Source organism: Aminivibrio sp. (genome assembly GCF_016756745.1).
Classification (GTDB): domain Bacteria; phylum Synergistota; class Synergistia; order Synergistales; family Aminobacteriaceae; genus Aminivibrio.
The window spans coordinates 1-22,980 of the sequence record NZ_JAESIH010000019.1 but is presented as its reverse complement, the minus strand read 5'-3'; the positions used below and the strand labels follow the sequence as shown (position 1 = coordinate 22,980).

15 protein-coding genes and 1 rRNA gene are annotated in these 22,980 nt (G+C 59.9%); 13 read left to right on the top strand and 3 right to left on the bottom strand.

What is annotated here, in order from left to right:
* The first annotated feature begins 21 nt into the window (after nt 1-21).
* The 12 genes from JMJ95_RS01370 to JMJ95_RS01315 all read left to right on the top strand — a co-directional run bounded on the left by JMJ95_RS01370 (nt 22) and on the right by JMJ95_RS01315 (nt 14,881).
* Nucleotides 22-2,064 carry an HDIG domain-containing metalloprotein gene (locus tag JMJ95_RS01370; protein WP_290681540.1) on the top strand — a complete coding sequence of 681 codons (2,043 nt, stop codon included), beginning with the start codon at nt 22-24 and terminating at the stop codon, nt 2,062-2,064.
* The gene (gene ybeY / locus JMJ95_RS01365) at nt 2,039-2,560 is read left to right on the top strand and encodes an rRNA maturation RNase YbeY (protein ID WP_290681537.1); all 522 of its coding nucleotides are present in this window, start codon (nt 2,039-2,041) and stop codon (nt 2,558-2,560) included. The genes JMJ95_RS01370 and ybeY overlap by 26 nt, the downstream gene beginning before the upstream one ends.
* Nucleotides 2,557-3,858 carry a hemolysin family protein gene (locus tag JMJ95_RS01360; protein WP_290681534.1) on the top strand — a complete coding sequence of 434 codons (1,302 nt, stop codon included), beginning with the start codon at nt 2,557-2,559 and terminating at the stop codon, nt 3,856-3,858. Before ybeY ends, JMJ95_RS01360 begins: the two co-directional genes overlap by 4 nt.
* Nucleotides 3,855-4,304, top strand: a complete 450-nt coding sequence (locus JMJ95_RS01355) for a cytidine deaminase (protein WP_290681531.1) — start codon at nt 3,855-3,857, stop codon at nt 4,302-4,304. Before JMJ95_RS01360 ends, JMJ95_RS01355 begins: the two co-directional genes overlap by 4 nt.
* Nucleotides 4,301-5,230, top strand: coding sequence for a GTPase Era (gene era / locus JMJ95_RS01350; protein ID WP_290681528.1), 930 nt, complete (start codon nt 4,301-4,303; stop codon nt 5,228-5,230). Before JMJ95_RS01355 ends, era begins: the two co-directional genes overlap by 4 nt.
* Nucleotides 5,227-5,943 (top strand): DNA repair protein RecO, encoded by a 717-nt coding sequence (locus JMJ95_RS01345; protein WP_290681525.1) that lies wholly within the window; start codon nt 5,227-5,229, stop codon nt 5,941-5,943. Before era ends, JMJ95_RS01345 begins: the two co-directional genes overlap by 4 nt.
* A gap of 56 nt (nt 5,944-5,999) precedes the next feature.
* Nucleotides 6,000-6,893, top strand: a complete 894-nt coding sequence (locus JMJ95_RS01340) for a glycine--tRNA ligase subunit alpha (protein WP_290681522.1) — start codon at nt 6,000-6,002, stop codon at nt 6,891-6,893.
* Between the two features lie 5 nt (nt 6,894-6,898).
* A complete protein-coding gene (gene glyS, locus JMJ95_RS01335; RefSeq protein ID WP_290681519.1) occupies nt 6,899-8,965 on the top strand; it encodes a glycine--tRNA ligase subunit beta in 2,067 nt (688 codons plus the stop codon).
* A gap of 84 nt (nt 8,966-9,049) precedes the next feature.
* Nucleotides 9,050-9,865, top strand: a complete 816-nt coding sequence (locus JMJ95_RS01330) for a pyruvate, water dikinase regulatory protein (protein ID WP_367153729.1) — start codon at nt 9,050-9,052, stop codon at nt 9,863-9,865.
* Between the two features lie 13 nt (nt 9,866-9,878).
* Complete coding sequence (locus JMJ95_RS01325) at nt 9,879-10,763, top strand: pyruvate, water dikinase regulatory protein (RefSeq protein ID WP_290681516.1); 885 nt, start codon at nt 9,879-9,881, stop codon at nt 10,761-10,763.
* A gap of 2 nt (nt 10,764-10,765) precedes the next feature.
* Nucleotides 10,766-13,414 carry a pyruvate, phosphate dikinase gene (gene ppdK / locus JMJ95_RS01320; RefSeq protein WP_290681513.1) on the top strand — a complete coding sequence of 883 codons (2,649 nt, stop codon included), beginning with the start codon at nt 10,766-10,768 and terminating at the stop codon, nt 13,412-13,414.
* Between the two features lie 66 nt (nt 13,415-13,480).
* Nucleotides 13,481-14,881: a putative PEP-binding protein gene (locus tag JMJ95_RS01315; protein WP_290681511.1), complete on the top strand. Its 1,401-nt coding sequence runs from the start codon at nt 13,481-13,483 to the stop codon at nt 14,879-14,881.
* A gap of 229 nt (nt 14,882-15,110) precedes the next feature.
* Here the strand turns inward: JMJ95_RS01315 and JMJ95_RS01310 are convergent, their stop codons facing one another.
* The 3 genes from JMJ95_RS01310 to JMJ95_RS01300 all read right to left on the bottom strand — a co-directional run bounded on the left by JMJ95_RS01310 (nt 15,111) and on the right by JMJ95_RS01300 (nt 22,613).
* Nucleotides 15,111-18,131 (bottom strand): efflux RND transporter permease subunit, encoded by a 3,021-nt coding sequence (locus JMJ95_RS01310; protein ID WP_290681509.1) that lies wholly within the window; start codon nt 18,129-18,131, stop codon nt 15,111-15,113.
* Nucleotides 18,128-19,438 (bottom strand): efflux RND transporter periplasmic adaptor subunit, encoded by a 1,311-nt coding sequence (locus JMJ95_RS01305; protein WP_290681507.1) that lies wholly within the window; start codon nt 19,436-19,438, stop codon nt 18,128-18,130. Before JMJ95_RS01305 ends, JMJ95_RS01310 begins: the two co-directional genes overlap by 4 nt.
* 877 nt (nt 19,439-20,315) lie before the next feature.
* Entirely contained in the window at nt 20,316-22,613 is a 2,298-nt protein-coding gene (locus tag JMJ95_RS01300; RefSeq protein WP_290681504.1) for a transglycosylase domain-containing protein, read from the bottom strand.
* Nucleotides 22,614-22,849: 236 nt separating this feature from the next.
* On the opposite strand from JMJ95_RS01300, the gene JMJ95_RS01295 reads away from it, so the two are divergent.
* Nucleotides 22,850-22,980: ribosomal RNA gene (locus tag JMJ95_RS01295) — 16S ribosomal RNA — on the top strand; the annotation flags it as partial.

Here is a 22,980-nt window from a genome sequence, read left to right as displayed (position 1 = left end):
AAGAAGGGTTTTACCGCCTTCGTGACGGAGCAGTATCCCCTTTTCCGCACATCCGGCGTGCTCATCCTCATCGTCTTCGCCCTGTCCATCGTCCTTCTGCGCTGGGTCCTCACCGACAGGGTCAACGGATTTGTCCTCGGGGAACCCTCCCCCCGGTCGTACTTCGCCCTCTACCCCATGAGCTACCGCGACGACGATGGTACCCGGGTGCTCCGCTCCCGGGTGGGGGAGACCGTGGCGGGAGTGCTCGTGAGGGACGGCGCGGCCATGGACCGCCTCATCGTCAAGATCGAGGCCATGGCTAAGGGAGACGTCGCCTCCCTTTCCCTGTCGCCCGGCCTCACCGAGCTGCTGGAGAGCCTGCCCGAGGACGGCCGGAAGAAGATCCTCACCGAGGCCGCCAGGATCAGCAGCGACTTTCTCAAGAGCGCCGGCGGCGACACCGTGCCCCTGACTCCCGCTCCGGAGCTTATCTGGAAGGAAATAGAGAAACTTTCCCTCCCCATGGAGGAGAACAACGTCATCTTCCAGATTCTCGACGAGATCCTCCATCCTCTCACCCGAATTGACAACGACCTTACCGAGACCCTCCGGGGCGAGCTCGCCGAATCCCTCCAGCCCGTGGAGCGGACCGTGGCTCCCGGAGACGTGCTCATCGAAAAGGGGCAGACTGTGACCCCCCAGGTGGCCCGAATACTCAAAATGCAGGGATATTCCCAGATGACTTTTCCCTGGAAGCAGATTCTCTTTGCCCTCCTCGCCCTTCCCTTCTGGCCCCTCTGGGTGCTTCTGCAGACCACCTTCAGGCCGTCGGCCAGGCAGAACATCCCCTGGCTCTACCTGTCGTTCGTCGTGGGGCTGAGCTGGGTGGTGGAGTACTTTTCGTCCATGTTCAACGTCCAGGGAATGGGCAGCCTTTTCCTCGCCGGATGCGCCTACCTCACCCTGCCTCCCGGGCTCGCCCTTCCCGTGGTCATGGGGGGAAGCATCCTCGGGGGCATCGTGGTCACAGGGCTCTCGGCGCTGCACGTGGTGCTCGTCTCCCTCATGGGGATCATCAGCTCCCTGGCGGGCTACCACCTGCTGCGGGAAGTCCATTCCAGGGGGCACCTCTGGCGGCAGCTTTTTCTTCTGGGCCTGATCCAGGCGGGAGTGGGGCTCTTCATCCGGTGGGCCTTCGACCTCGGCATCTATCCCGAGCTGCTCCTCTACCTTCTTTTGGGCAACGCCGGGTGGAGCACCCTGGTCATCGCCGTTCTTCCCCTGCTGGAGAACACCTTCGACGTTCTCTCGCCCCTCCGCCTCATGGAGCTCAGCCACCCGTCCAACCCCCTGCTCAAAAAGCTCCAGATCGAGGCGCCGGGAACCTACCACCATTCCCTGATGCTCGGAACCCTGGCGGAGGTTGTAGCGGACAAACTCGGCATGAACTCCAACCTGCTCAAGGCGGGAGCCTATTTCCACGACATCGGCAAGCTCCGGCGCCCCCAGTTCTTCGTGGAGAACCAGATGGGCAATGTGAACATCCACGACGAACTCAAGCCGTCCCTCTCGGCGCTGGTGATCATCGCCCACATCCGGGAAGGCCTTGAACTGGCGGAGGAGTACCACCTGCCGGAGATGATCCGCGCCTTCATTGCGGAGCATCACGGCACCACCTGTCTCTCCTACTTCTACAGGAAAGCCCGGAGAATGGGCCTTTCCGTCCCTCGGGACCAGTTCTGCTATCCCGGTCCCCGTCCCCGGACGAGGGAAACGGGCCTGCTCATGCTCGTGGATTCCATAGAGGCGGCGGTGAGGGCCGAGATGAGGGCCTCCACTTCCGTCCCCGACCTTGAGAAGACCATCGAGGGTGTGGTGGAGGCGAAGTTGTCCGAAGGCCAGCTCGACGACATCGACTTCACCATCCGCGACCTGGCCGTGATCCGGCAGACGTTGCTTTATGCGTTCCAGTCAATGTATCATACTCGGAAGGTCAAGGAGATTCAGGACAAGGACCAGCTCGAACAGAAACTGAACAAACAGGAGGAAGAATCAATTGAAGGTTCACTTGCGTCTCGATAACAGCGAAGACGCCGATCCCGCAAGTAGTCCCCCCTTAGGGGACATGCTGACAGCTGCGGACGGCGTACTTTCGGCCGCCCTGCAGGAACTCGCCCTGCCCGGAATCCTTCCGCCGAGTGCGGAAATTTCGATCACCCTTCTCTCCCTCGAGGAAATGGAAGAGCAGAACAGGCTTCACAGGGGACTTTCCGAACCGACGGACGTCCTTTCTTTTCCCCTGTGGGAGGAAGACGGGGAGTTCCGCCCTGAAAAGGGAATGCCCGTTCTTCCCCTTGGGGACATCGTCATCTGCCCGGAGTACGTGCGGATGAACGCCCCCTCGGAACAGGCCTTTCTCGAAGAAATGGCCCTGATGGTCGCCCACGGCTTCCTTCACCTGTTGGCCTGGGACCACGACACCGACGAAGGGAGAACGGCCATGGAAGCAGCCCAGGAAAAAATCCGCCGGGCCCTCCTCGATGCCGTGAAGGCCGGCGAAGGGAGCGTGGAGAAGTGAACGTGCCGCTCACGGAGTCGATCCTCCTGCTGATTCTGCTGCTCGCCCTCTCCGCGTTTTTCAGTGCCTCGGAGACGGCCATCACGTCCTCCGGCCGGGGGAAAATTCTGGCCCTTATCGAGCGCTACCCCTACCAGAAGCGATTCTTCGACTGGCTGCTCCTGGATATCCAGAGAGCCCTCACTATCGTCCTCATATCGAATAATCTGGTGAACATCGCCGCCAGCGCCGTGGCCACGTCCCTGGCCATCATGCTCCTGGGCCAGAGCGGACTCATCGTGTCCGTCGGTGTCATGACGGTGCTCATTGTGGTCTTCGGCGAGATTTTCCCCAAGAGTGTGGCCATCGTCCGGTCTGATGTCGTCCTCGCGTACTCCCTGCCGCTGCTCAGGCTGCTCGATATCATTCTCGCCCCCTTCCTGTGGGTCATGCTCCATGTGGTCAACGGTCTCGGGGTGATCTTCAAGGTGGACCTCAAGGCGCGGCACCCCTTCGTCACCAGGGAAGAATTCGAGCAGATGGTCAACATGGGCGAGGAGTCGGGCGCCCTGGAGGAAGTGGAGCGGAAGATGATCCACGGCATCATCTCCTTCGAGGAGACCCGGGTCTACGAAATCATGGTCCCCCGAACGGACATGGACGCCGTTTCCTCCGATGCCACCGTGTGCGAAGCCATGCGTATCTTCCAGGAGCACGGCCACAGCCGGGTTCCTGTCTTCGACGAAAGCCCCGACGACATCGTGGGCATTCTTTACGTCAAGGACACCATCCCCAGCCTCCTTGAGGGAGACCTTTCCGTGCCCGTATCGTCCATCATGCGCCAGGCCCTCTTTGTCCCCGAAAGCATGAGGGTGGTGGAACTCTTCAACACCATGAAGGGGCGCCATGTCCACATGGCCATCGTGGTGGACGAATACGGCGGCGTGGCGGGCATCGCCACCCTCGAGGACCTGCTCGAGGAGATCGTGGGCGAGATCCAGGACGAGTACGACAAGGAAAAACCCACCCTTCTCCCCGAGGAGGACGGATCCTATCTCGTCCAGGGGCACCTCGGTCTCGAAGACCTCAGCGACTTTCTCGGCTCGTCCTTCGAGTCCGAGGATGCCGAGAGCCTCGGCGGGCTGGTCCTCTCCATCTCCGGGGATTTCCCCTCCCCCGGGGAGAAGGTCCATTACACGTCCCATTCGGACGCCAAAGTCTGGGAGATCGAGGTCCTCGAGGTGGAGGACCACAGGATCAAGCTGCTCCGGCTCAGGCCGAAGGGAAAGGGCTTCTTCTTCCCGGAGGGCGGGGAATGACCTCCCTGAACCTGGATCCCTTCCGTACCCTCTGGCCGGAAGACTATCCGCCCGCGGAAGGCCTTCTCCTGGCGGCGGAGGAGGCCCGTGCCCTGGCCTACGCCCCGTATTCCCGGTTTTCCGTGGGGGCCGCCCTTCTCGTGGAGGGCCGGTCAGACTTTGTCACAGGGTGCAACGTGGAAAACGCCTCTTACGGCCTCTCCCTCTGCGCCGAGCGGAACGCCGCCGGGACCCTCGCTGCTTCGGGCGGAGGCAAACCTCTTGCCGTGGCCATAGCGGGGGCGGCAGGGGAGCCGTGCCTTCCCTGCGGGGCCTGCAGACAGTTCCTCGCGGAGTTCAACCCCTCCATGCTGGTTGTCCTCAGGGAAGGTGCCGGGACGGCGGTCCTCAGCCTGGCAGCTCTGTTTCCCGTGCCCTTCCTTCTCGAAAGGGAGCCCCGGTCATGACGAACGGCGGCACTCCCTTCCGGTCGGGCATCACGGCTCTCGTCGGGCGGCCCAACGTGGGCAAGTCGTCCCTCATCAACCGCCTGATCGCCTACAAAGCCTCCATCGTCTCCGACAAGCCCCAGACAACCAGGAACGTGATCCGCTGCGTCTACAACGGCGACGGCTTCCAGATCGTCTTCACCGACACGCCGGGGATCCACCTGCCGAAGCACGCTCTCGGCAGGGCCATCGTCGATGCCGCCGTGGCATCCATGAACGACGCCAACCTCGTCTGCTATGTGGTGGAGGCCTCGGACCGGTCCGTCGGACCGGAGGACGAAGAGATCCTTGCCTGCCTTGAAAAGGCGGATACCCCCATCCTGCTGGTGGTCAACAAGTGCGACAGCCGGAAGGACAAAGACCTCCCGGACAGAGTTGCGGCCCTCTACGGGGCCAGGGTTTCCCTGGCCGGCGCCGCGGCGGTATCCGCGAAAACGGGCAGGGGCATCCCCGAGCTTGTTTCCATGATCGTGAAGCACCTTCCCGAAGGGCCTCCCTTTTACGACGAGGACATCTTCGTCGACCGGCCGGAGAAGTTCATAGCCTCGGAGATCATCCGGGAGAAGGTCCTCCGGCTTACCCACGAGGAGGTTCCCCACAGCGCGGCGGTGGAAATCGAGGAGTACAAGAGCCCCGACGAATACCCCGACCGGGAGGTTCTCTTCATCAGGGCGACCATCTACGTGGAACGGGAGGGGCAGAAGCGGATTATCATCGGCGACAAGGGGACCCGTCTCCGGGAGATCGGCCGCCTCGCCCGGCTGGAGATCCAGGCCCTTACCGGCCACAGGGTTTACCTCGACCTCTGGGTGAAGGTCCGTTCGGACTGGCGCAGATCCGAGTCGGATCTCCGGAAGCTGGGGATCAAAGAACAGTCGCCGTGAGCGATACCGTTCCCCAGGGGCTCGTCCGCCAGTCGGGGGTCGTTCTGCGCCGGGATGCGAACCCCGAGGGGAACATCTCGCTCTACCTCCTTCTCAAGGGCATCGGCCCGGTCTGGGTTTCCGCCCCGGGTGCGGGAAGGGGGAGAGTCCGGTTCGGCGGAGGAGCGGAACCTCTGTCGTGGGGCAACTTCAATCTTTACAAAGGAACGAGAAGGTTTTATCTTAAGTCGGTGGACGTGAAGGAGGATTTTTGGTCTCTCCGGGCTGCGCCCGTAAAACTTCGGGCGCTTCTGGAATGGGATCGGCTGCTCTGTCTTCATCTCGTTCCCGGACTTCCCTGCGATGAACTGGTCGCCCTTTTTTACTGGTCCTCCATCCTGGTCAGGGAAGGAGCGGACCCCCTGGCAGTAGAGTGGCGCTTTCTCCGCAAATGGCTGGAAGCCTGGGGGCTGGCGCCATCGCTGGTATTCTGCCTGTCCTGCGGGAAGCCCCTCGGCGATGCCTTCTGGAAGGCGGAAGGGCTCGACTGCCCGGAATGCGCCCGTCAAAACGGAGGGGCCTGCTTGCCTGACAGCCGACGAAAACGGCTGATCGCGGCGGCGGAATGTCCCTTCGACGAGGTGAAGCGACTCTTCCCGCCTTCCGAAAACGACAGGGAATTCTGGAATGACAGCTGCAAAAGGATGAAGAACATGTTTGAATATCAGAAATGACCGGGGACCCCCTTCCCGTTCTTTTACAAGGCATTTCCATCTAGGAGGGATTACGCGTGAATTTCCAGGAAATCATCTTTCGCCTCGAACGGTTCTGGGCGGAGCAGGGATGTGTCATCCAGCAGCCCTACGACATAGAGGTCGGAGCGGGGACCATGAACCCGGCCACTTGCCTCAGGGTCCTCGGCCCCGAGCCGTGGAGGGTGGGCTACGTGGAGCCGTCCCGCAGACCCACCGACGGAAGGTACGGCGAGAACCCCAACCGCCTTCAGCACTACTACCAGTACCAGGTGATCATCAAGCCGGCTCCCGCCAACATCATCGATCTCTATCTCCAGAGCCTCGCCGCCCTGGGCATCGAGCCCGCCGCCCACGACATCCGGTTCGTGGAGGACGACTGGGAATCCCCCACCGTGGGGGCCTGGGGGCTTGGCTGGGAGGTCTGGCTCGACGGCATGGAGGTCACCCAGTTCACTTACTTCCAGCAGGTGGGCGGCATCGACATGGACCTCGTGCCCGCGGAGATCACCTACGGCATCGAGCGCATCGCCATGTTCGTCCAGAAGGTGGAGAACGTCTACGACCTCCAGTGGGTGGACGACGTGAAGTACGGCGACATCCACCACAAGGGGGAAGTGGAGTATTCCCACTACAACTTCGAGATCGCCGACACGAAGATGCTCTTCCAGCTTTTCGGCATGTACGAGGCCGAGGCCATGCGCGTCCTGGACAAGGGCTTCGTCCTTCCCGCCTACGACTACGTCCTGAAATGCTCCCACACCTTTAACCTTCTTGACGCCAGGAACGCCATCAGCGTCACCGAGCGAACGGGGTATATCGGCAGGATCAGGATGCTTGCGGGCAAGTGCTGCGCCGCCTACGCCGCCCAGAGGCGGGCAATGAACCATCCCTTCCGCGGGAAATTCGGCCCCGAATCGGCCAGGAGGTAATCGTCATGGTGCTGAAAAACATCCTTCTCGAAATCGGAACCGAAGAAATTCCATCCCGTTTCCTGCCGGACACGCTCGCATTCCTCGAGAAGACCGCCAGGGACGACCTTTCAGCCGCAAGGATAGGCTTCAAGAGCCTTTCCGCCTTCGCCACGCCCCGCCGGATCGCCCTCCTCGTGCGGGACGCCGACGAACGGCAGCGCGACATGGTCAGCACTTTCAAGGGGCCGGCATGGAACGCCGCCTTCGACGTCAACGGCAACCCCACCAGGGCGGCCCATGGCTTCGCCAAGAGCAGGGGCGTCTCCATCGAGCAGCTCACCCCCGTGGAAGTGGACGGCGTGCGCTACACCTGCGCCGAAGTCTCCGAGCCCGGGGGCCTGACCCTTGACATTCTTCCCGAGCTTCTTCCGGGTCTCATCAGGAAACTCGTCTTCCCCAAGAACATGTACTGGGACGACCCCACGGTCCGCTTCGCCAGGCCCATCAGGTGGATCCTCGCCATGGCGGACAGGAAGGCCATCCCCTTCGAGTACGGCGGAATCAGGAGCGGAAATTCGACGGTGGGGCACCGCTTCATGGGCGCCCGGAAAATCGTCATCACCGACGCGGCGGACTTCATGGACAAGCTCTACGACAACTATGTCATCCTCGACCAGGACAAGCGCCGCCAGAAGATGCTCGCCGGCATCGCCTCCCTTGAAAAAGACCTGGACGGCTCCGTGGAGCTCGACCCCGAGGTCATCAACGAGAACCTCTATCTGGTGGAGTATCCCGTGCCCTTCTTCGGCTCCTTCAGCAGAAAGTACCTGGAGATGCCCGAGGAAGTGCTCACCACCTCCATGAAAAAGAACCAGAAGTACTTTTCTGTGCGGGGAAAGAACGGCAAACTTCTTCCCTACTTCGTGGGCGTAAGCAACAACCTGGCTTCCAACATGGAGGTGGTCCGGGAGGGCAACGAGCGGGTCCTCAAGGCCCGCCTCGAGGACGCGGCCTTCTTCTGGGGCGAAGACCTGAAGAACCCTCTCGCCGCCAACGTGGAACGACTGAAGAACATTGTCTACCAGGAGAAGCTCGGCTCCCTCCACGACAAGGTCATGACCACCAGGGAGCTGGCCCTCTGGCTCTGCGGGGAAATGGGCATGAGCGACCTCGTCCCTGTGGTGGATCGGGCGGCATTCCTCGCCAAGGCCGACCTTGTCACCAACATGGTCTACGAATTCCCCGAACTCCAGGGAGTCATGGGGAGGGAGTACGCTCTCCGCAACGGCGAGCCCGAACGAGTGGCCCGGGCCCTCTACGACCAGTACCTTCCCAAAGCGGCGGGCAACGAGCTTCCCGGCGACGTGCCGGGAGCCGTCCTCGGCCTCGCCGAGCGGACCCACGTCATCGTGAGCTGCCACAAGGTGGGCCTCGAGCCCAGCGGCTCCCAGGACCCCTACGGCCTCCGCCGGGCCGCCCGGTGCATCAACGAGATCATCTGGGGCCTCGGGCTCGACGTGGACGTCTCCAGACTGGCGGGCCAGTCCATGAAGCTCCTGTCCGCCTCCCCTGAGACAGGTGAGAAGGTCCTCGCCTTCCTTTCCCAGCGCCTGCTCATGCAGGTCAAGGAAAAGGGCTTCGGCCACGAACTTGCCGCCCTCGCCATATCCGTCACAGGACACAGACCTCTCCAGGTTCTCCGGTTCCTGGATGTCTTCTCGAAACTCCAGGGGGTGGAATGGTTCTCTAACCTGATCAACTCGGCGGTGCGGGTGCGGAACATCATCTCCAAGAGCGGGGAAGAGGCGGGAACAGTGGACCCGGCCCTTTTCGTGAAGGATGCGGAAAGCGCCCTCCACGGCGAGATTCAGAGAATTCTTCCCCTCGTGGATGGAGCCATGGAAAAACAGGACTGGAACGGCCTCGCGGGGTATCTGGCGGAACTTTCCCCCTTCGTCACCGCTTTCTTCGACGATGTCCTTGTCATGGATCCCGATGAAAGAATAAAATCAAACCGGATAGCCCTTCTTTCCATGTGCAGCGCCCTCTTCCGCAAGGTGGGGGACGTGAGCGTGCTCAAGGGAGCCTGACGGAATGCCCGGGCATTCCGCCGGAGACCTCTTCCCGGCGGGATGCCCTTTCAGCAAAGTGAACCATTGCCGAACCAAAGGAGAGTGGACGCCCTGGAAACCCTGACCCTCTTTATCGTTTCCGATTCCACCGGCGAGACGGCGGAACATGTGGCCCTCGCAGCCATCAGCCAGTTCGACACCGATTTTTCGAAGATCGTCCGGTACCGGTACGTGGAGGGACCCGGAAAGATAGACGAAGTCGTGGCCCGGGCCGCCGCCGTCCCTTCCATCGTGGTCTGTACCCTGGTGGACCGGCAGACCCGCTCCGTCTTCGCCGAAAAAACAGCCGCAGCGGGAATCCCCTTTGTCGATCTCCTCGGCCCCATGGTGGACGCCCTGGAGATGCGGCTCGGAAGAGAACCCCTCCAGGCGCCTGGGCTGCTCAGGAAGCTGGACGAAGACTACTTCCAGAAGATAAAGGCCGTGGAATTCGCCATCCAGTGCGACGACGGGCGGGGCACCGAGTCCCTGCCCGAGGCGGACCTGGTCATCCTCGGCGTCTCAAGGACGGGAAAGACTCCCCTCTCCATGTACATCGCCAACAAGGGCTTCAAGGCCGCCAACATTCCCCTTATCCCCGAGGTGGATCCTCCGGAGATCATCAAAAAGATACCCTCGTCAAAGATCGTCGGCCTCATCATCTCCGCTGAAAGGCTCGTCCAGATACGGCAGGAGAGGCTCCGGCTCCTCGGCCTTGAACCGTCGGCTTCCGCCTATGCCACCAGAGAGCGGGTGGAGCGGGAGCTGCTGGCCGCTACCGATTATCTCAAGTCGCTGGGCGCCCGCATTTACGATGTGACCGATAGGGCGGTGGAAGAGACCGCCCAGGAGATCCTGGACTTCCTTAGGGCCCGCTGAGAAGGGAAGGCTGGTGGTCGCCTTCTGTGAACGACGGAACGGATATTCTTTCCCCGACGGGAAAAACGTGGATCTTTTCGTTCTCTCGGACTGCCTCTCCGAGGTTGCCGAGGCCTGTGCGTCGTGGATTACCCGCCGTTTCGGCAAGACGGGCATCGAAATAACCCGGTTCGGCTCCCTGGCGGGAGAGGACAAAATCCGCGAGGCTCTGGACGAAGCTTACCGGGCAGGCGCTGTGGTGCTTCACTGCTTTCTTTCCGGCGGATACCGGCGGCTCGTGAGGGAAACCTGCCTCGCGCGGGGCATCGACGAGTACGATGCATTCTCCCCCATGCTTACGGGGCTTGAGCGGGCGTCAGGCCGGGATGCGAAGGAAGACCGAACCCTCCTTCACCCCATGGACAGGGAATATTTCCGGAGGGTACGGGCCGTGGAATACACCATCGCCGCCGACGACGGAGGGAACCCCTCCATCCTCAAGGAGGCGGACGTGGTCATCGTGGGCATATCGAGGACCGGGAAATCCCCCCTCTGCATGTACCTTGCCCACAGGGGGATCATGGCTGCCAACGTGCCCCTCGTTCCGGGCATCGAGCCTCCTCCGCAGCTCTTCCGCATTCCTCGGACGCGGATCGTGGGCCTGACCAGGTCGCCCGTATCCCTGGAGGGAATCCGCACCAGACGCATGTCCATGATGGGACTGCCCCCGGAAGAGAGTTTGTATGTACGATCTGAAGAAATTATGAGGGAAATCGATTATGCTTCGGGTATAATGAAATATCTGGGCATTGTGGTTTTCGATGTCACGAAACGGGCCATTGAGGAAACGGCCCATGAAATACTTGCCCTGCTCGCCGGGGCGACGGAGAGACATTCATTCCATGGAGGTGCGAAATAGAGATGAACGCAGAGAAGTACGTGTACAGTTTCAAAGAAGGCAACGCGGAGATGAAAAATCTCCTGGGAGGCAAGGGAGCAAACCTGGCCCAGATGGTTCAGTACGGCCTGCCCGTTCCCCAGGGGTTCATTCTGACCACCCAGGCCTGTCTGGAATACGGCAAGGACGAGAAGTTCCTTGACCGCATCTGGGGTGATGTCACCACCGCCATGAACGCCCTCGAGAAAGAAACGGGCAAGACCTTCGGCACGGGGGAAAACCCCCTGCTTGTTTCGGTCCGTTCCGGCGCCCCCATCTCCATGCCCGGCATGATGGACACGGTGCTCAACCTGGGTCTCAACGACGAGTCCGTGGAATCCCTCGCAAGGGTCTCCGGTGACAGGCGCTTTGCCTTTGACAGCTACCGCCGCTTCATCCAGATGTACGGCAACGTGGTCCACGGAGTCACCGGGGATGCCTTCGAAGAAGTGCTGGAGCACGAAAAGAAAACCCTCGGCGTGACCTTCGACAACGAGATCCCCGAAAAGAGCCTCGTGGAGATAGTCGCGAAGTTCAAGGAGATCTTCAAAAAGTCCGCCGGGTTCGATTTCCCCTCCGACCCCTGGCAGCAGCTCCGCAACGCCATCGTGGCGGTCTTCAGAAGCTGGAACAACCCCAGAGCCATCACCTACCGGAAGCTCCACAAAATTCCCGATTCTCTCGGCACGGCGGTCAACATCGTTTCCATGGTCTTCGGCAATCTCGGCGACGACTGCGGCACAGGCGTGTGCTTCACCCGGAACCCCTCCGACGGAACGAAGGAGCTGTACGGCGAGTTCCTCGTGAACGCCCAGGGCGAGGACGTGGTGGCCGGAATCAGGACGCCCCTTCCCATCGCCCGGCTCAAGGATGTCATGCCCGCTGTCTACAACGAGCTTTTCGAGATTACCACCAACCTTGAGAAGGCCTACAAGGACATGCAGGACATCGAGTTCACCATCGAGCGCAGCAAGCTCTACATCCTCCAGACCCGGACCGGCAAGCGCTCTGCCGGAGCGGCCGTGAAGATCGCCGTGGACATGGTGAACGAAGGGCTCATAGACAAGAAGACCGCCGTCGGCAGAGTCTCCCCCGAGCAGGTTGAAATGCTCCTGCACAGGCAGGTCGACCCCAAGGCGGAGAACGAAGTGCTCGCCAAAGGACTTCCCGCTTCTCCCGGCGCCGGTGTGGGCATCGTCTGCTTCGACGCCGACGACGCCGTCGAGCTGGCCAAGTCGGGCAAGAAAGTCGTCCTCGCCAGGCCCGAGACTTGCCCCGACGACATTCACGGCCTTTTCGCCGCCGAAGCAATCGTCACCAGCCGCGGAGGCATGACCAGCCACGCCGCCGTGGTCGCCCGCGGACTCGGCAAGCCATGCGTCAGCGGATGCGAGGACATCCTCATCGACCTGAACAAAGAGACCATCTCCAAGGGAGACAAGGTTGTCCGCAAGGGAGACACCATCACCGTGGACGGCAGCACCGGCCGGGTTCTTCTCGGCGGTGCGCCCCTCATGGAGGCCTCGTTCAGCGACGACTTCAAGACCATACTCTCCTGGTCCGATGAATTTGCCCGCCTCCAGGTATGGGCCAACGGCGACACCCCCGAGGATGCCCGGCGCGCCCGGTCCTTCGGCGCCAAGGGTATCGGTCTTTGCCGTACCGAGCACATGTTCATGGCCGCCGACCGCCTTCCCGTCATGCAGCGCCTCGTGGTGGCCGACAGCTATGAGGAGCGTGTCGCAGCCCTCGACGAACTCAAGGTCATGCAGAAGGAAGACTTTTACGGCATCCTGAAGGAGATGCAGGGCCTTCCCGTCATCATCCGCCTCCTCGACCCGCCCCTCCACGAGTTCATGCCAAAGGAGAGGGATCTCGAGGAAGAACTGGCCGAACTCGTCGCCGCCGGAAAAGAGCACTCTCCCGAGGCCGACAGGGTCCGTAATGTCATGGCCAAGGTGGAATCCCTCAAGGAATCCAACCCCATGCTGGGCTTCCGGGGCTGCCGTCTCGGCATCGTGTATCCCGAAATTTCCGCCATGCAGGTCAGCGCCATCTTCGAGGCCGTTCTGCGGCTCGTGGACGAGGGTATCGAAATCCATCCCGAGATCATGATTCCCCTCGTGGGCTTGAAAACGGAAATGGAGTTCTTCAGGAAGCAGATCGACGAAATCGCGAAGGACTACATGGAAAAGTCCGGCAAGAAGTTCAGCTACCTCGTCGGCACCATGATAGAGGTTCCCCGCGCCGCCTTCGTGGCCGACCAGATCGCCGAGTGCGCCGAATTCTTCAGCTTCGGCACCAACGACCTCACCCAGACCACCTTCGGCTACTCCCGAGACGACGCCGAAGGCAAGTTCCTCGGCCACTACGAGGACAAGGGCATTCTGCCCGTCAACCCCTTCCACGAGCTCGACCGTGACGGCGTGGGCGCCCTCATGAAGATCGCCGTGGAAAAGGGCCGGAAGGTCAATCCCAAACTTTCCGTCGGCATCTGCGGGGAGCACGGCGGGAACCCCTCCAGCATCGCCTTCTGCCATGCCGTCGGCCTCAACTACGTGAGCTGCTCGCCCTTCAGGGTCCCTGTGGCCCGGATCTCAGCCGCCCACGCGGCTATGGGCAAAATCAGCTAGAACTGAAAAAGATCCGCCGCGCCGGGCTTCCCCCCGGCGCGGATCTTTATGAAAGGACCTGAGATCATGACAAAGAACGGGAAGCACGAGAACTCGTCCCCTGCTCCGAAAACTCCCGAACGGAAGCTTCTCTGCAGGGGTCTCGCCGCCTCTCCCGGCCTCGCTGCCGGAAAGGTCGTCCTTGTCCCCGGATCAGCCGACGCGGTGAAGATCACCGAAGGCGACATCCTCGTAACCGCCATGACCACGCCGGACATGATCCCCGCGCTCCGAAAAGCCGGCGCCGTCGTCACCGACGAAGGCGGCCGCACGTGCCACGCCGCCATACTCTCCCGGGAGCTCGGAATACCCTGCATCGTAGGCGCCCGGAACGCCACCGAAATCCTCGCCGAAGGGCAGAACGTAGTAGTGGACGCTACCCGGGGAGTGGTCTTCCAGGGTGAGGAGCGCGCAACCCCGTCTCCGGCCGCTGCCGTTGAAGCCCTTCCGGCTGCTGCCCCCCGACCGGACGTACTGTCGCAGCCGACAGCCTCCCCGGCGCCCCAAAGTGTCACGGCCACCAAAATACTCATCAATCTTGAAGGCCCCGCATCGGTGGAGCGGTGCTCCGCCCTGCCCGCCGACGGTGTAGGCCTCCTCAGGACAGAGTTCATCTTTTCCGGCGACATCGGCATCCACCCCATCTACCTCGTCCGGACGAAACAGGAGACCCTCTTCGTGGACAAACTCGCCGAAGGTATTGCCGCCGTCGCATCAGGGTTCTCCCCCAGGCCGGTGCTTATGCGCTTCAGCGACTTCCGGACCAACGACTTCCGCAAACTCCGGGGCGGACAGGACATCGAGCCCCTTGAATCCAACCCCATGCTCGGCTGGAGGGGAGCGTCCCGGTATGTCTCCCCGGATTATGAACAGGGCTTCCGCCTCGAATGTCATGCCGTGAAGAAAGTTCGGGACCATTTCGGCCTCACCAATCTCTCCGTCATCATTCCCTTCGTGCGGACCCTTCGGGAAATGGAGCAGGTCAGGGCTATCCTCGAGTCTGAGGGGCTCGTCTCCGGCCCGTCCTTCAAGGTCTGGCTCATGGTGGAAGTACCTTCGGTCGTACTGCAGGCCGACCAGTTCGCCGGCATCTGCGACGGATTCACCATCGGGAGCAACGACCTCACCCAGCTCATCCTCGGCGTGGATCGGGATTCCGGCAAGCTCGGCGCTATGGGGTACTTCGATGAGCGGCACCCCTCCGTTCTGGAGGCCATATCCATGACCGTCCGGGCGGCCAGGAAAGCGGGCATACCGTGCTCCATCTGCGGCGAAGGACCGTCCGTCTTTCCCGATTTCGCGGAAAAACTAGTCGCCATGGGCATGGACAGCATCAGCGTCAACCCCGATGCCCTGGATTACACCAGGCGCATTGTCGCCTCGGCGGAGCAGAAGATCATCCTCGACGGCATCCGGGGCGGGGTGTAAGGGGTCTGCCGTCCCCCTGCGAGCGGCTCTTGCCTTTATAGTGTCTCCAGAGGAGCGTTTTTTGCGACGGGGGCTCGGGGGGGCGGGTTTGCTTTGCCTTAAAAAAGCCCGCACCCCCTTTATTTTGGGCAGAAATGATTGTACAGGATGGAATAGTGGGGAAGAAGGAGTGTTTCCTTTAATGAAAATACGGCCCCCTGTCAGGGGACCGTATCGGGGCACTGAAAGTTTAAGCTTTCAGTGCTTCCGCGTACAGCACAGGCACCACGACCAGGGTGAGTACAGTCCCAAAAGTGAGGCCGAACATTATGGTCACCGCCATGGCGGAGAAGAGGACGTCGAAGTAGAGGGGGATCATCCCGAGGACGGTGGTGAAGGCAGCCATCATTACGGGTCTGCACCTGCTTATGCCGGAATCCAGGATAGCGTCGAAAGGAGTTTTCCCCCGCCGTATTTCCAGGTCTATCTGGTCGATGAGTACAATGGCGTTTTTTATGAGCATTCCGGCGAGGCTCAGGAGGCCCAGGAGTGCGAGGAAATCGAAGGATTTTCTCATGAGGAGAAGCCCCACGGAGAGCCCTATAATGGAAAGGGGGAGGCAGAGAAGTATGATCAGCGGCTGGCGAAGGCCGTTGAACAGGGCTACCAGGATGACCACGATGACCATGAAGGCCACGGGGATCATCCCCATGAGGCCTCCCTGGGCTTTTTGGGAATTTTCATATTCTCCGCCCCACTCCATGGTTGTCCCCCGGGGCAGGGGAAGGGCCTCGATTTCATCCCTCAGTCGATCGAGTAGGGCTACCGCCGACCCGGAACCGCTGTCCGCCTCGACGGTTATTGCCGGCATGCGGTTTATGCGGTAAATTACCGGATCTTCAGTTCCGACCTGTACTGACGATACTACCTGGGAAAGGGTAATGTATCTCCGAAAAAGGGAACTCCATATCTGGGTTTCTTCTATGGACTCGATGTTTCCCCATTCCTCGAGGGGAAGGCGGGCGACTATGGGGACGAGTTTTTCGCCCTCACGGAAAAGGCCTGCCTGAAGCCCCGAATACGATGTTTTCAGCGCATAGGCCACGTCTCTCCTGGTCAGCCCGAGTTCCTGGACGTTGTCGTCAAGAACGGGACGAATGACCTTCACCCTCTCTCCCCAGTTGTCTCGGATGTTGATGCTGTCGGGGTCCGATTTCATGATTGCGACGGTTTTGTCCCGGAGTTTCCGGAGAATCAGAGGGTCTTTCCCGAGGAAACGTACCTGTACCTTTGCGCCGCCTCCGGTTCCTTTGCTGAAGGAGCGGATTCTAGGGTCGAGATGGGGCATTTCAGCAAGGACGAACTCCCCGAGTTTTTTCTTCAGTGCTTCGGCTCCCTCCGAGTCCTTAGCCTCCACGATGAGATGACCGTAGTTGGAAGCGGAATCTCCCGGCGTGTAGGTGAGGATAAAGCGAAGCGCCCCTTCGCCCGCGTATGAGGTGACGATTTTTGTTTCCGGCTGCTCTGCGAGGAAGGTCTGCATGCGTTCGGCATCTTCAAGGGTGGCTTCTACTCCTGATCCTCTTGTTCTCCAGAAGTCGACGGTGAACATGGGGCTTGTGGAATTGGGAAAAAACGACTTGTCAACCAGGCTGAATGCCGCAATGGACGCGAGAAGCAGGGCAAGCACCGAGAGAAGGACGATCTTCCTCCGTGTGAGACAGAGCCGGAGAAAACTCCTGTATGCCCGGTATATTGGGGTATCGTAAGGATCGCTGTTTTTCTGCTGTTTCGGCACTTTCAGCATGGCGATTCCTGCAACGGGGGTTACGGTGACCGCCAGGATCCAGCTGAGCATCAGAGATATGCCCACTACCTGGAAAAGGCTCCTGCAGAACTCTCCCGTGTTATCAGGGGATAACCCTATGGGTGCGAATGCGATGACGGCGATGACGGTGGCTCCGAGAAGGGGTATCTGCGTCTGTCCCACCACTTCCCTGGCTGCGGCGGAAGCGTCTTTCCCCTGCTGCATCCCAACAATCATGCCGTCAGCGACGACGATTGCATTGTCGACCAGCATGCCGAGGGCTATGATGAGCGCTCCCAGGGAGATGCTGTGAAGGTCGATGTCGGTGAGTTTCATGGCGATGAATGTGGCAAGGATGGTGAGAAGGAGCATGACGCCGATGAGAAGGCCGCTCCTCAGTCCCATGAAGATAAGGAGAATGGCAAACACGATGGCCAGGGCTTCGAGAAGGTTGACGACGAAATTGTTAATTGAAGCTCTCACGGTGTCAGCCTGGTAGTAGATGAGGTGCATCTCCATTCCCACGGGGGTTTGGGGCAGAAGTTCCCGCAGGCGATTTTTCACGGCCTCGCCTATGGTTATGACGTTGCCGCCTTCCACATTCGATACGCCGATTCCGAGGGCAGGTTTCCCGTTGAAGCGCATCGCGTTCCTTGGGGGATCACTGTACCCCCTGTAAATGGCTGCTATGTCCCCGAGGCGAAGGGTCTGTCCCGACCCTCCGCGCAGAAGGAGATTCCGCAGCACGTTCAGGGACGCGAAGTATCCTGTAGGAGCTATGCGCAGATATTCGCCGCCGACCCGGGCCGAGCCTGCACCGGCCACGATGTTCTGGGCGGACAGGAGCCTGAATATCTCGTCCATGGATATGCCGAAGGAATCCATCCTGGTTCGGTCCACTTCGAGATAAATGTTCTCCTGCTGAATTCCTGCTGTCTGTACGTTGGACACGCCGGGAACGAGCAGAAGCTCCCTGCGGAGAAAGTCTGCGTGGTCCTCTAGTTCTCGGAACGTGTACCCGTCTCCGGTCAGAGCGAAGTAGACCCCGAAAACGTCTCCGTAGTCGTCGTTCACCATCGATGGCCCTGCCCCCGGGGGGAGACGGGACTGCACGTCGGTAATTTTGCGCCTGAGTTCGTCCCATATCTGGGGGAGATCCCTTGCCGTATAAGTATCCTTTATATCCACGTAGACTATGGACAGACCTTCCTTTGAAAGAGACCGCACCTTGTCGGTCTGTCCCAGCTTCTGGGCAGCAGACTCGATGAGGGAGGTTACTTCCTCTTCCACTTCCCGGGGCGATGCCCCGGGGTAGGGAGTGCTGATCGCCGCGGTCTTTATGGTGAATGCCGGATCTTCCAGCTTTCCAAGCCTGCCGTAGGCCCAGAATCCACCTATGACGACAAGAAAAGAGAGAAACCACGTGATGGTGCTTTTCTTAATGGAAAAATCGGCAAGATTCATCGTTTTTCCCCGCTGTCGCCGGGGCCTTCATAGAGGGTTACAGGGTCATCTTCGAGAAGGAAGGAGGCTCCGGCCGTGACGATCCGGTCACCGGGCGCCAGTGCGCCGTCAAGTTCAGCCATGCTTCCCCTGAAGCCCAGGATCTTCACCGGAACGGCGGTTACCCTGAGTTCGTCCGCTCCGATGATCTTCCACACGAAGTGATTTTCGCTCTCTTCCGCAAAAACCGCTTCCGAAGGTATTTCAAGAGCTGAAGCAATCGAGACGTCCAGCCCCGTCGCGATCACGTCCACTGTCATTCCGGGCAGAACGTTGATCTCTTCCGGTTTTTCCAGCGAGAACGTTATCGGGTATGTCTGTGTCTGGGGATCCGCCGATGCCGATGCCTCCTTGTAAATCAGCGGAAAGCGCTTTTCTGGAAGTGCTCTGAACCTGGCCGAGATGGAGCTGAGGTTCTCCCTGTTTGCGAGGGCCACGATCCGTTCCGAGACTGAGATCGATACCTCGAGGGACTGGATGTCCTGCAGACTCACAATGGCCTGGTCTTTCTGCACGCTCTGATTGTTGTCCACGTATCTGTCGATGATCACTCCGCTGAAGGGTGCCCGGAGTTCAGTGTCTTTGAGGGCGTTTTGGGCTGTCTTCACACTTCCCTCGATTCCGCTGATCGTGAATTCCATGGCGGAGATATCCTCGGGCCTTGCTCCGGCACGAGCTTTTGTCTGCTCTTGGGCAGCGCTCTGGTATGCTGACCGTGCAACCCGGTAGGACGTTATGGCCTTATCGTATTCCGCCCTTGAGAACCCCCCCGCCTTGTACAGTTTTTCCACCCTTTCCATGGTGGTCATGGCATCGTTCATTTGGGCCCGGGCGGACTCAACCTTTGCGGAGAACATGGCGATCTCCTCTTTTCTTGCGCCGGCTTTCATCGCCGAGATCTGTGCGTCGGCATTCCCCAGGTCGCTTTTCGCATTTGCAAGCTGGACCACGAAATCCCTCGGGTCGAGCTTTGCGAGGAGTGTCCCCTTTTCAACGAACACGCCTTTGACGGACGGAAGGTCTATTATCTGGCCGGAGACGCGGAAGGAGAGATTCACTTTCTGCGATGCCACGATCCTTCCCGGAAAGATCCGTTCACCTCCTGATTCTTTTTGCGCAATGGTCATGTACTTCACCCGCCGTGCCGCAGCAGGCGGGGGAACTGTATTTCCCTTTTCCTCTCCTGACAGGATGAATAAATACAGGCCGGCGGCGGCAGCCGCAGCAATCGTGAGCCCCGCGATGATTTTTTTAGCCGATAACTCCACGGTGTCCAACCTCCTTCAAATACAAGCTGCAATAATGGCCGAACTTCCCTGGAGGGAGCTCGGCATGGGAAACCCTTGGTCCTCTCCTCTGCGCAATTGAAACGGATCTTCAACTTTATGTACAGGTCTGTCGGAAATACCTGCGGCCTTGCCCCGAACGGATTAGGCCTCTTTCCGCGGGCTCATGCAGCGGGCGTTCACGGTCTTCTTGTCCCCGGTTTTGCCCGGAAGGTCCGTCTTCAGCGCGCGGCATACGTCGAGAAGCTCCTCCGCCCGCAAGCACCTTCAAGCACCTTCCCGTCGACGACGATCTTCACCGTAGGCCCCTCCGTCTCCGTCGAAAGCCGCGAGCCCTGCTCCTGCAGACGCACTACGACCCGCCGCACGGCGTGCTTTTCCTCTTCTTGTCGTTTCTCTTTTCGCTCTTTTTTCTTCTCAAGGATTTCAGAGATTCTTCGAGGAGATACACAAGAAAGGGATCCCAATCCTTGAGATTGAGAACGTTGCGGGTTCTCGATATCCCGCTTTCATCGCGGGGAGGATTTCCGCAGCCGGTCGGTCGCTCTGATGCGTCTTTCCGAGTTTGTTCGTCCAGTCCGCTCCTACTATATACATGCATTCATTTTACCACATAAATCGCAATATAAAGAAAATAAAATGAATAATCAACATGCACACAAATAAACTAAGCGTCAGAAATCGTCCCGTTCCTTGCGGCTGCCATGATCCTCGTTTTTCAGACAGATGAGGATCCGTTTCGATGTCGTCCTGATGCCGTCATTCGGGCCGGAAGGATCTGGCCCGTGGTTTTCTGTCCTTTCCTCCAAACAAACAAGGGCCCCTTTCGGGGCCCTTGTTCTCTCTTCCGAAACGTACGTCAGTTCGTAATCCCGTACTGCTTCAGCAGTTTTTGGTACTTCTCCTCCACGGAATCCGCAGGATTCGGGTCCTTGTAGGCCATGTCCGAAGGCGCCACCGCCTCGGATGGCCCCGTCGGCTTGCTCACCTTCACAGGTCCCGTTTCAAGAGGGGGGGCCGCTCCCGCGTCGGTGTACAACCCCGACGACGCATAGATGTCGCTGTCGTTGTGCACAAGGATCAGCCTTGGAGCGTTCGGGTCCAGAGAACTGGCGTACATGTCGCCGCCGTGGATGGGACAGTCCGTCTGCGGGGCGGCGTTCTTCCGCATAAAAATGGTCACCGCCGAGCACCCATTGATCGCCCGGAATCCGGAGGTCCGGCAGATCTTGACGCTTTCCACGTCAGCATCTTCAGGAATGGAGAACTGCTGTGGCAGATCCCGCCCTTTCACCGCTTCCTCCACGAAAGCCTTCCACACCGGCGCGGCGATCACTCCTCCCGTGGCGCCTTTCTTGGCCAGGGGTTTGTGATCGTCATTCCCTGCGTACACGACAGCCGTCAGTCCCGGCACGCCGCCCAGGAACCAGGCATCGCTGTAATCGTTCGTGGTCCCTGTCTTGCCGAAGGTCTCCCTGTCCTTCAGCAGGGCCCTGGTGCCCGTCCCGGAACGGACGGCATCGATCAGCATGGACCGGACCGTCACCGCTGTTTCGGGAGAGATCCCCCGGGTTGAAAAAGGGCTCCGGGTCTCAAGAACATCGCCGTTGCCCGACCGGATTTCCCGTATCATCAGGGGCGTCACCGTCTTTCCGTTGTTGGCGAAGGCGGAGAAGACCACCGCCATTTCCAGGGGGGTGACGCTCGCCGTTCCCAGGGCCAGGGAAAGGTCGGCGGGGACGTGGGGCGAGGTGATCCCGAGGTTCCGCGCCGTGGTCAGAATATTCCGGGCTCCCACATAGTCGATCAGCCGAACGGCCACCGTGTTTATCGAATGAATCAGGGCGTACTCCAGGGTCACCTCGCCTCTGAAATTGCCGCTGTAATTCTCCGGCGCCCACACCGTCATGTTCGGCCCCTTTTTCTCGTACTCGATCTTCATGTCAAGGAAGTGGTCCGTGGGCAGCAGCCCGGACTCGAAGGCCGAGGCAAACACGACGGGCTTGAAGCCGGAACCTGGCTGCCGGAAGGCCTGGGTCGCCCGGTTGAACTTGCTCTTGGCGAAATCGTGTCCGCCTACCATGGCCAGCACTTCCCCCGTCTCGGGGTCCATCCCCACGATGGCTCCCTGGCTCTTCAGCCCCTTCATTGCCTTCTCCGCGGCCTCCTGCATCTTCAGATCGAGGGTAGTGTGGATCTCCATTCCCCCCGAGTACACCAGGTCGGGACCGTACTTCGGCAGCAGCTCGTTGAACAGCAGGTGGGCCACGAAATAGGGGGCCTTGTTGAACTCCTGCACCTTGTTGGGTATGTGCTTGAACTCAAGCTCTGCGGCGTAGGCCTCGTCCCGTTCCCTTTCGTTTATCCATCCCAGGGCAAGCAGCCTGTCCAGCACGTACCTCTGCCGTCCTTTCGAGTTCTCGAAGTTCGACAGGGGGCTGTACCTCCCCGGAGCGGCAATCAATCCCGCCAGAATGGCGGCCTCCGGAAGGGTGATTTCGGATGACGGTTTCCCGAAGTACGTTCTGGCCGCCGTATCCACCCCCCAGGCGCCGTGTCCGAAGTAGATGGTGTTCAGGTACATCTCCATGATCCGGTCCTTGGTAAAAAGCTGCTCCATCCGGATGGAAAGGATAACCTCCTTGGCCTTCCGTTCGAGAGTCCGCTCCTGGGTAAGAAACAGGTTCCGGGCAAGCTGCTGGGTGATGGTGCTTCCGCCCTGCTTGACCCCCCGGTTCAAGAGGTTTTCAATAAACGCACGGCCAATGGAAAGAAGACGGATGCCTCCGTGCTGGTAGAATGAGGAGTCTTCCGCCGCCAGTGTTGCCTTGATGACCCACGGGGAGATGTTTCGCAGCGCCACAGGCTGACGGTTCTCGGTGAACAGCCGTGCGACCGGTTCTCCATTCCGGTCGTAGATCACGCTTGCCACGTTCGCCTTGTAAGCCAGCATCTCCGTGGCCGTGGGCAGGTCTTCCGCAATGTCCCTCAGGTACAGGGCCACAAAAACAGAAACAGTCGCTCCGGCCAGCAGAAACAGGAAAAAGAATACAAGGAAAAGCGACTTCAGAAGGGACCTTCTCTTCGGCGGTTTCCCATTCCGTCGTGGCGGAGGCGACGGGTCTCTCTCGGAAGGTGAGCTTGATACTCGGGCCATGACGTTCCTCCTTGCAAAAGAAAACATCCCCTCGGGGACGCATCGGAATCAGCTCGCATCATATTCTGACTCATTATACCATTCGTCCGGAAAAATTTTTTGCGCCGAAATTGAAAAAAGGGGCTTGTCAAACCCTTTTGGGCGTGGTATATTCTTCGCCGTTGCCTCACAAGGTGACGCCGGAACTTGAAAAAAGAATACAGTGCATAAAGATGCAAGCGAGGTCCTGTTACTAGTTATTTGAGAGTTTGATCCTGGCTCAGGACGAACGCTGGCGGCGTGCTTAACACATGCAAGTTGAACGGGCAGATATGGAAGCTTGCTGAAGTATCTGTTAGTAGCGGACGGGTGAGTAATGCATGAGGAG

Bases quoted from the DNA above. Each gene is read 5' to 3' on its own strand.
- JMJ95_RS01355 (WP_290681531.1), top strand. From the start codon at position 3,855: ATGACCTCCCTGAACCTGGATCCCTTCCGTACCCTCTGGCCGGAAGAC.
- era (WP_290681528.1), top strand. From the start codon at position 4,301: ATGACGAACGGCGGCACTCCCTTCCGGTCGGGCATCACGGCTCTCGTC.
- glyS (WP_290681519.1), top strand. From the start codon at position 6,899: ATGGTGCTGAAAAACATCCTTCTCGAAATCGGAACCGAAGAAATTCCA.
- ppdK (WP_290681513.1), top strand. From the start codon at position 10,766: ATGAACGCAGAGAAGTACGTGTACAGTTTCAAAGAAGGCAACGCGGAG.
- JMJ95_RS01315 (WP_290681511.1), top strand. From the start codon at position 13,481: ATGACAAAGAACGGGAAGCACGAGAACTCGTCCCCTGCTCCGAAAACT.
- JMJ95_RS01310 (WP_290681509.1), bottom strand. From the start codon at position 18,131: ATGAATCTTGCCGATTTTTCCATTAAGAAAAGCACCATCACGTGGTTT.
- JMJ95_RS01300 (WP_290681504.1), bottom strand. From the start codon at position 22,613: ATGGCCCGAGTATCAAGCTCACCTTCCGAGAGAGACCCGTCGCCTCCG.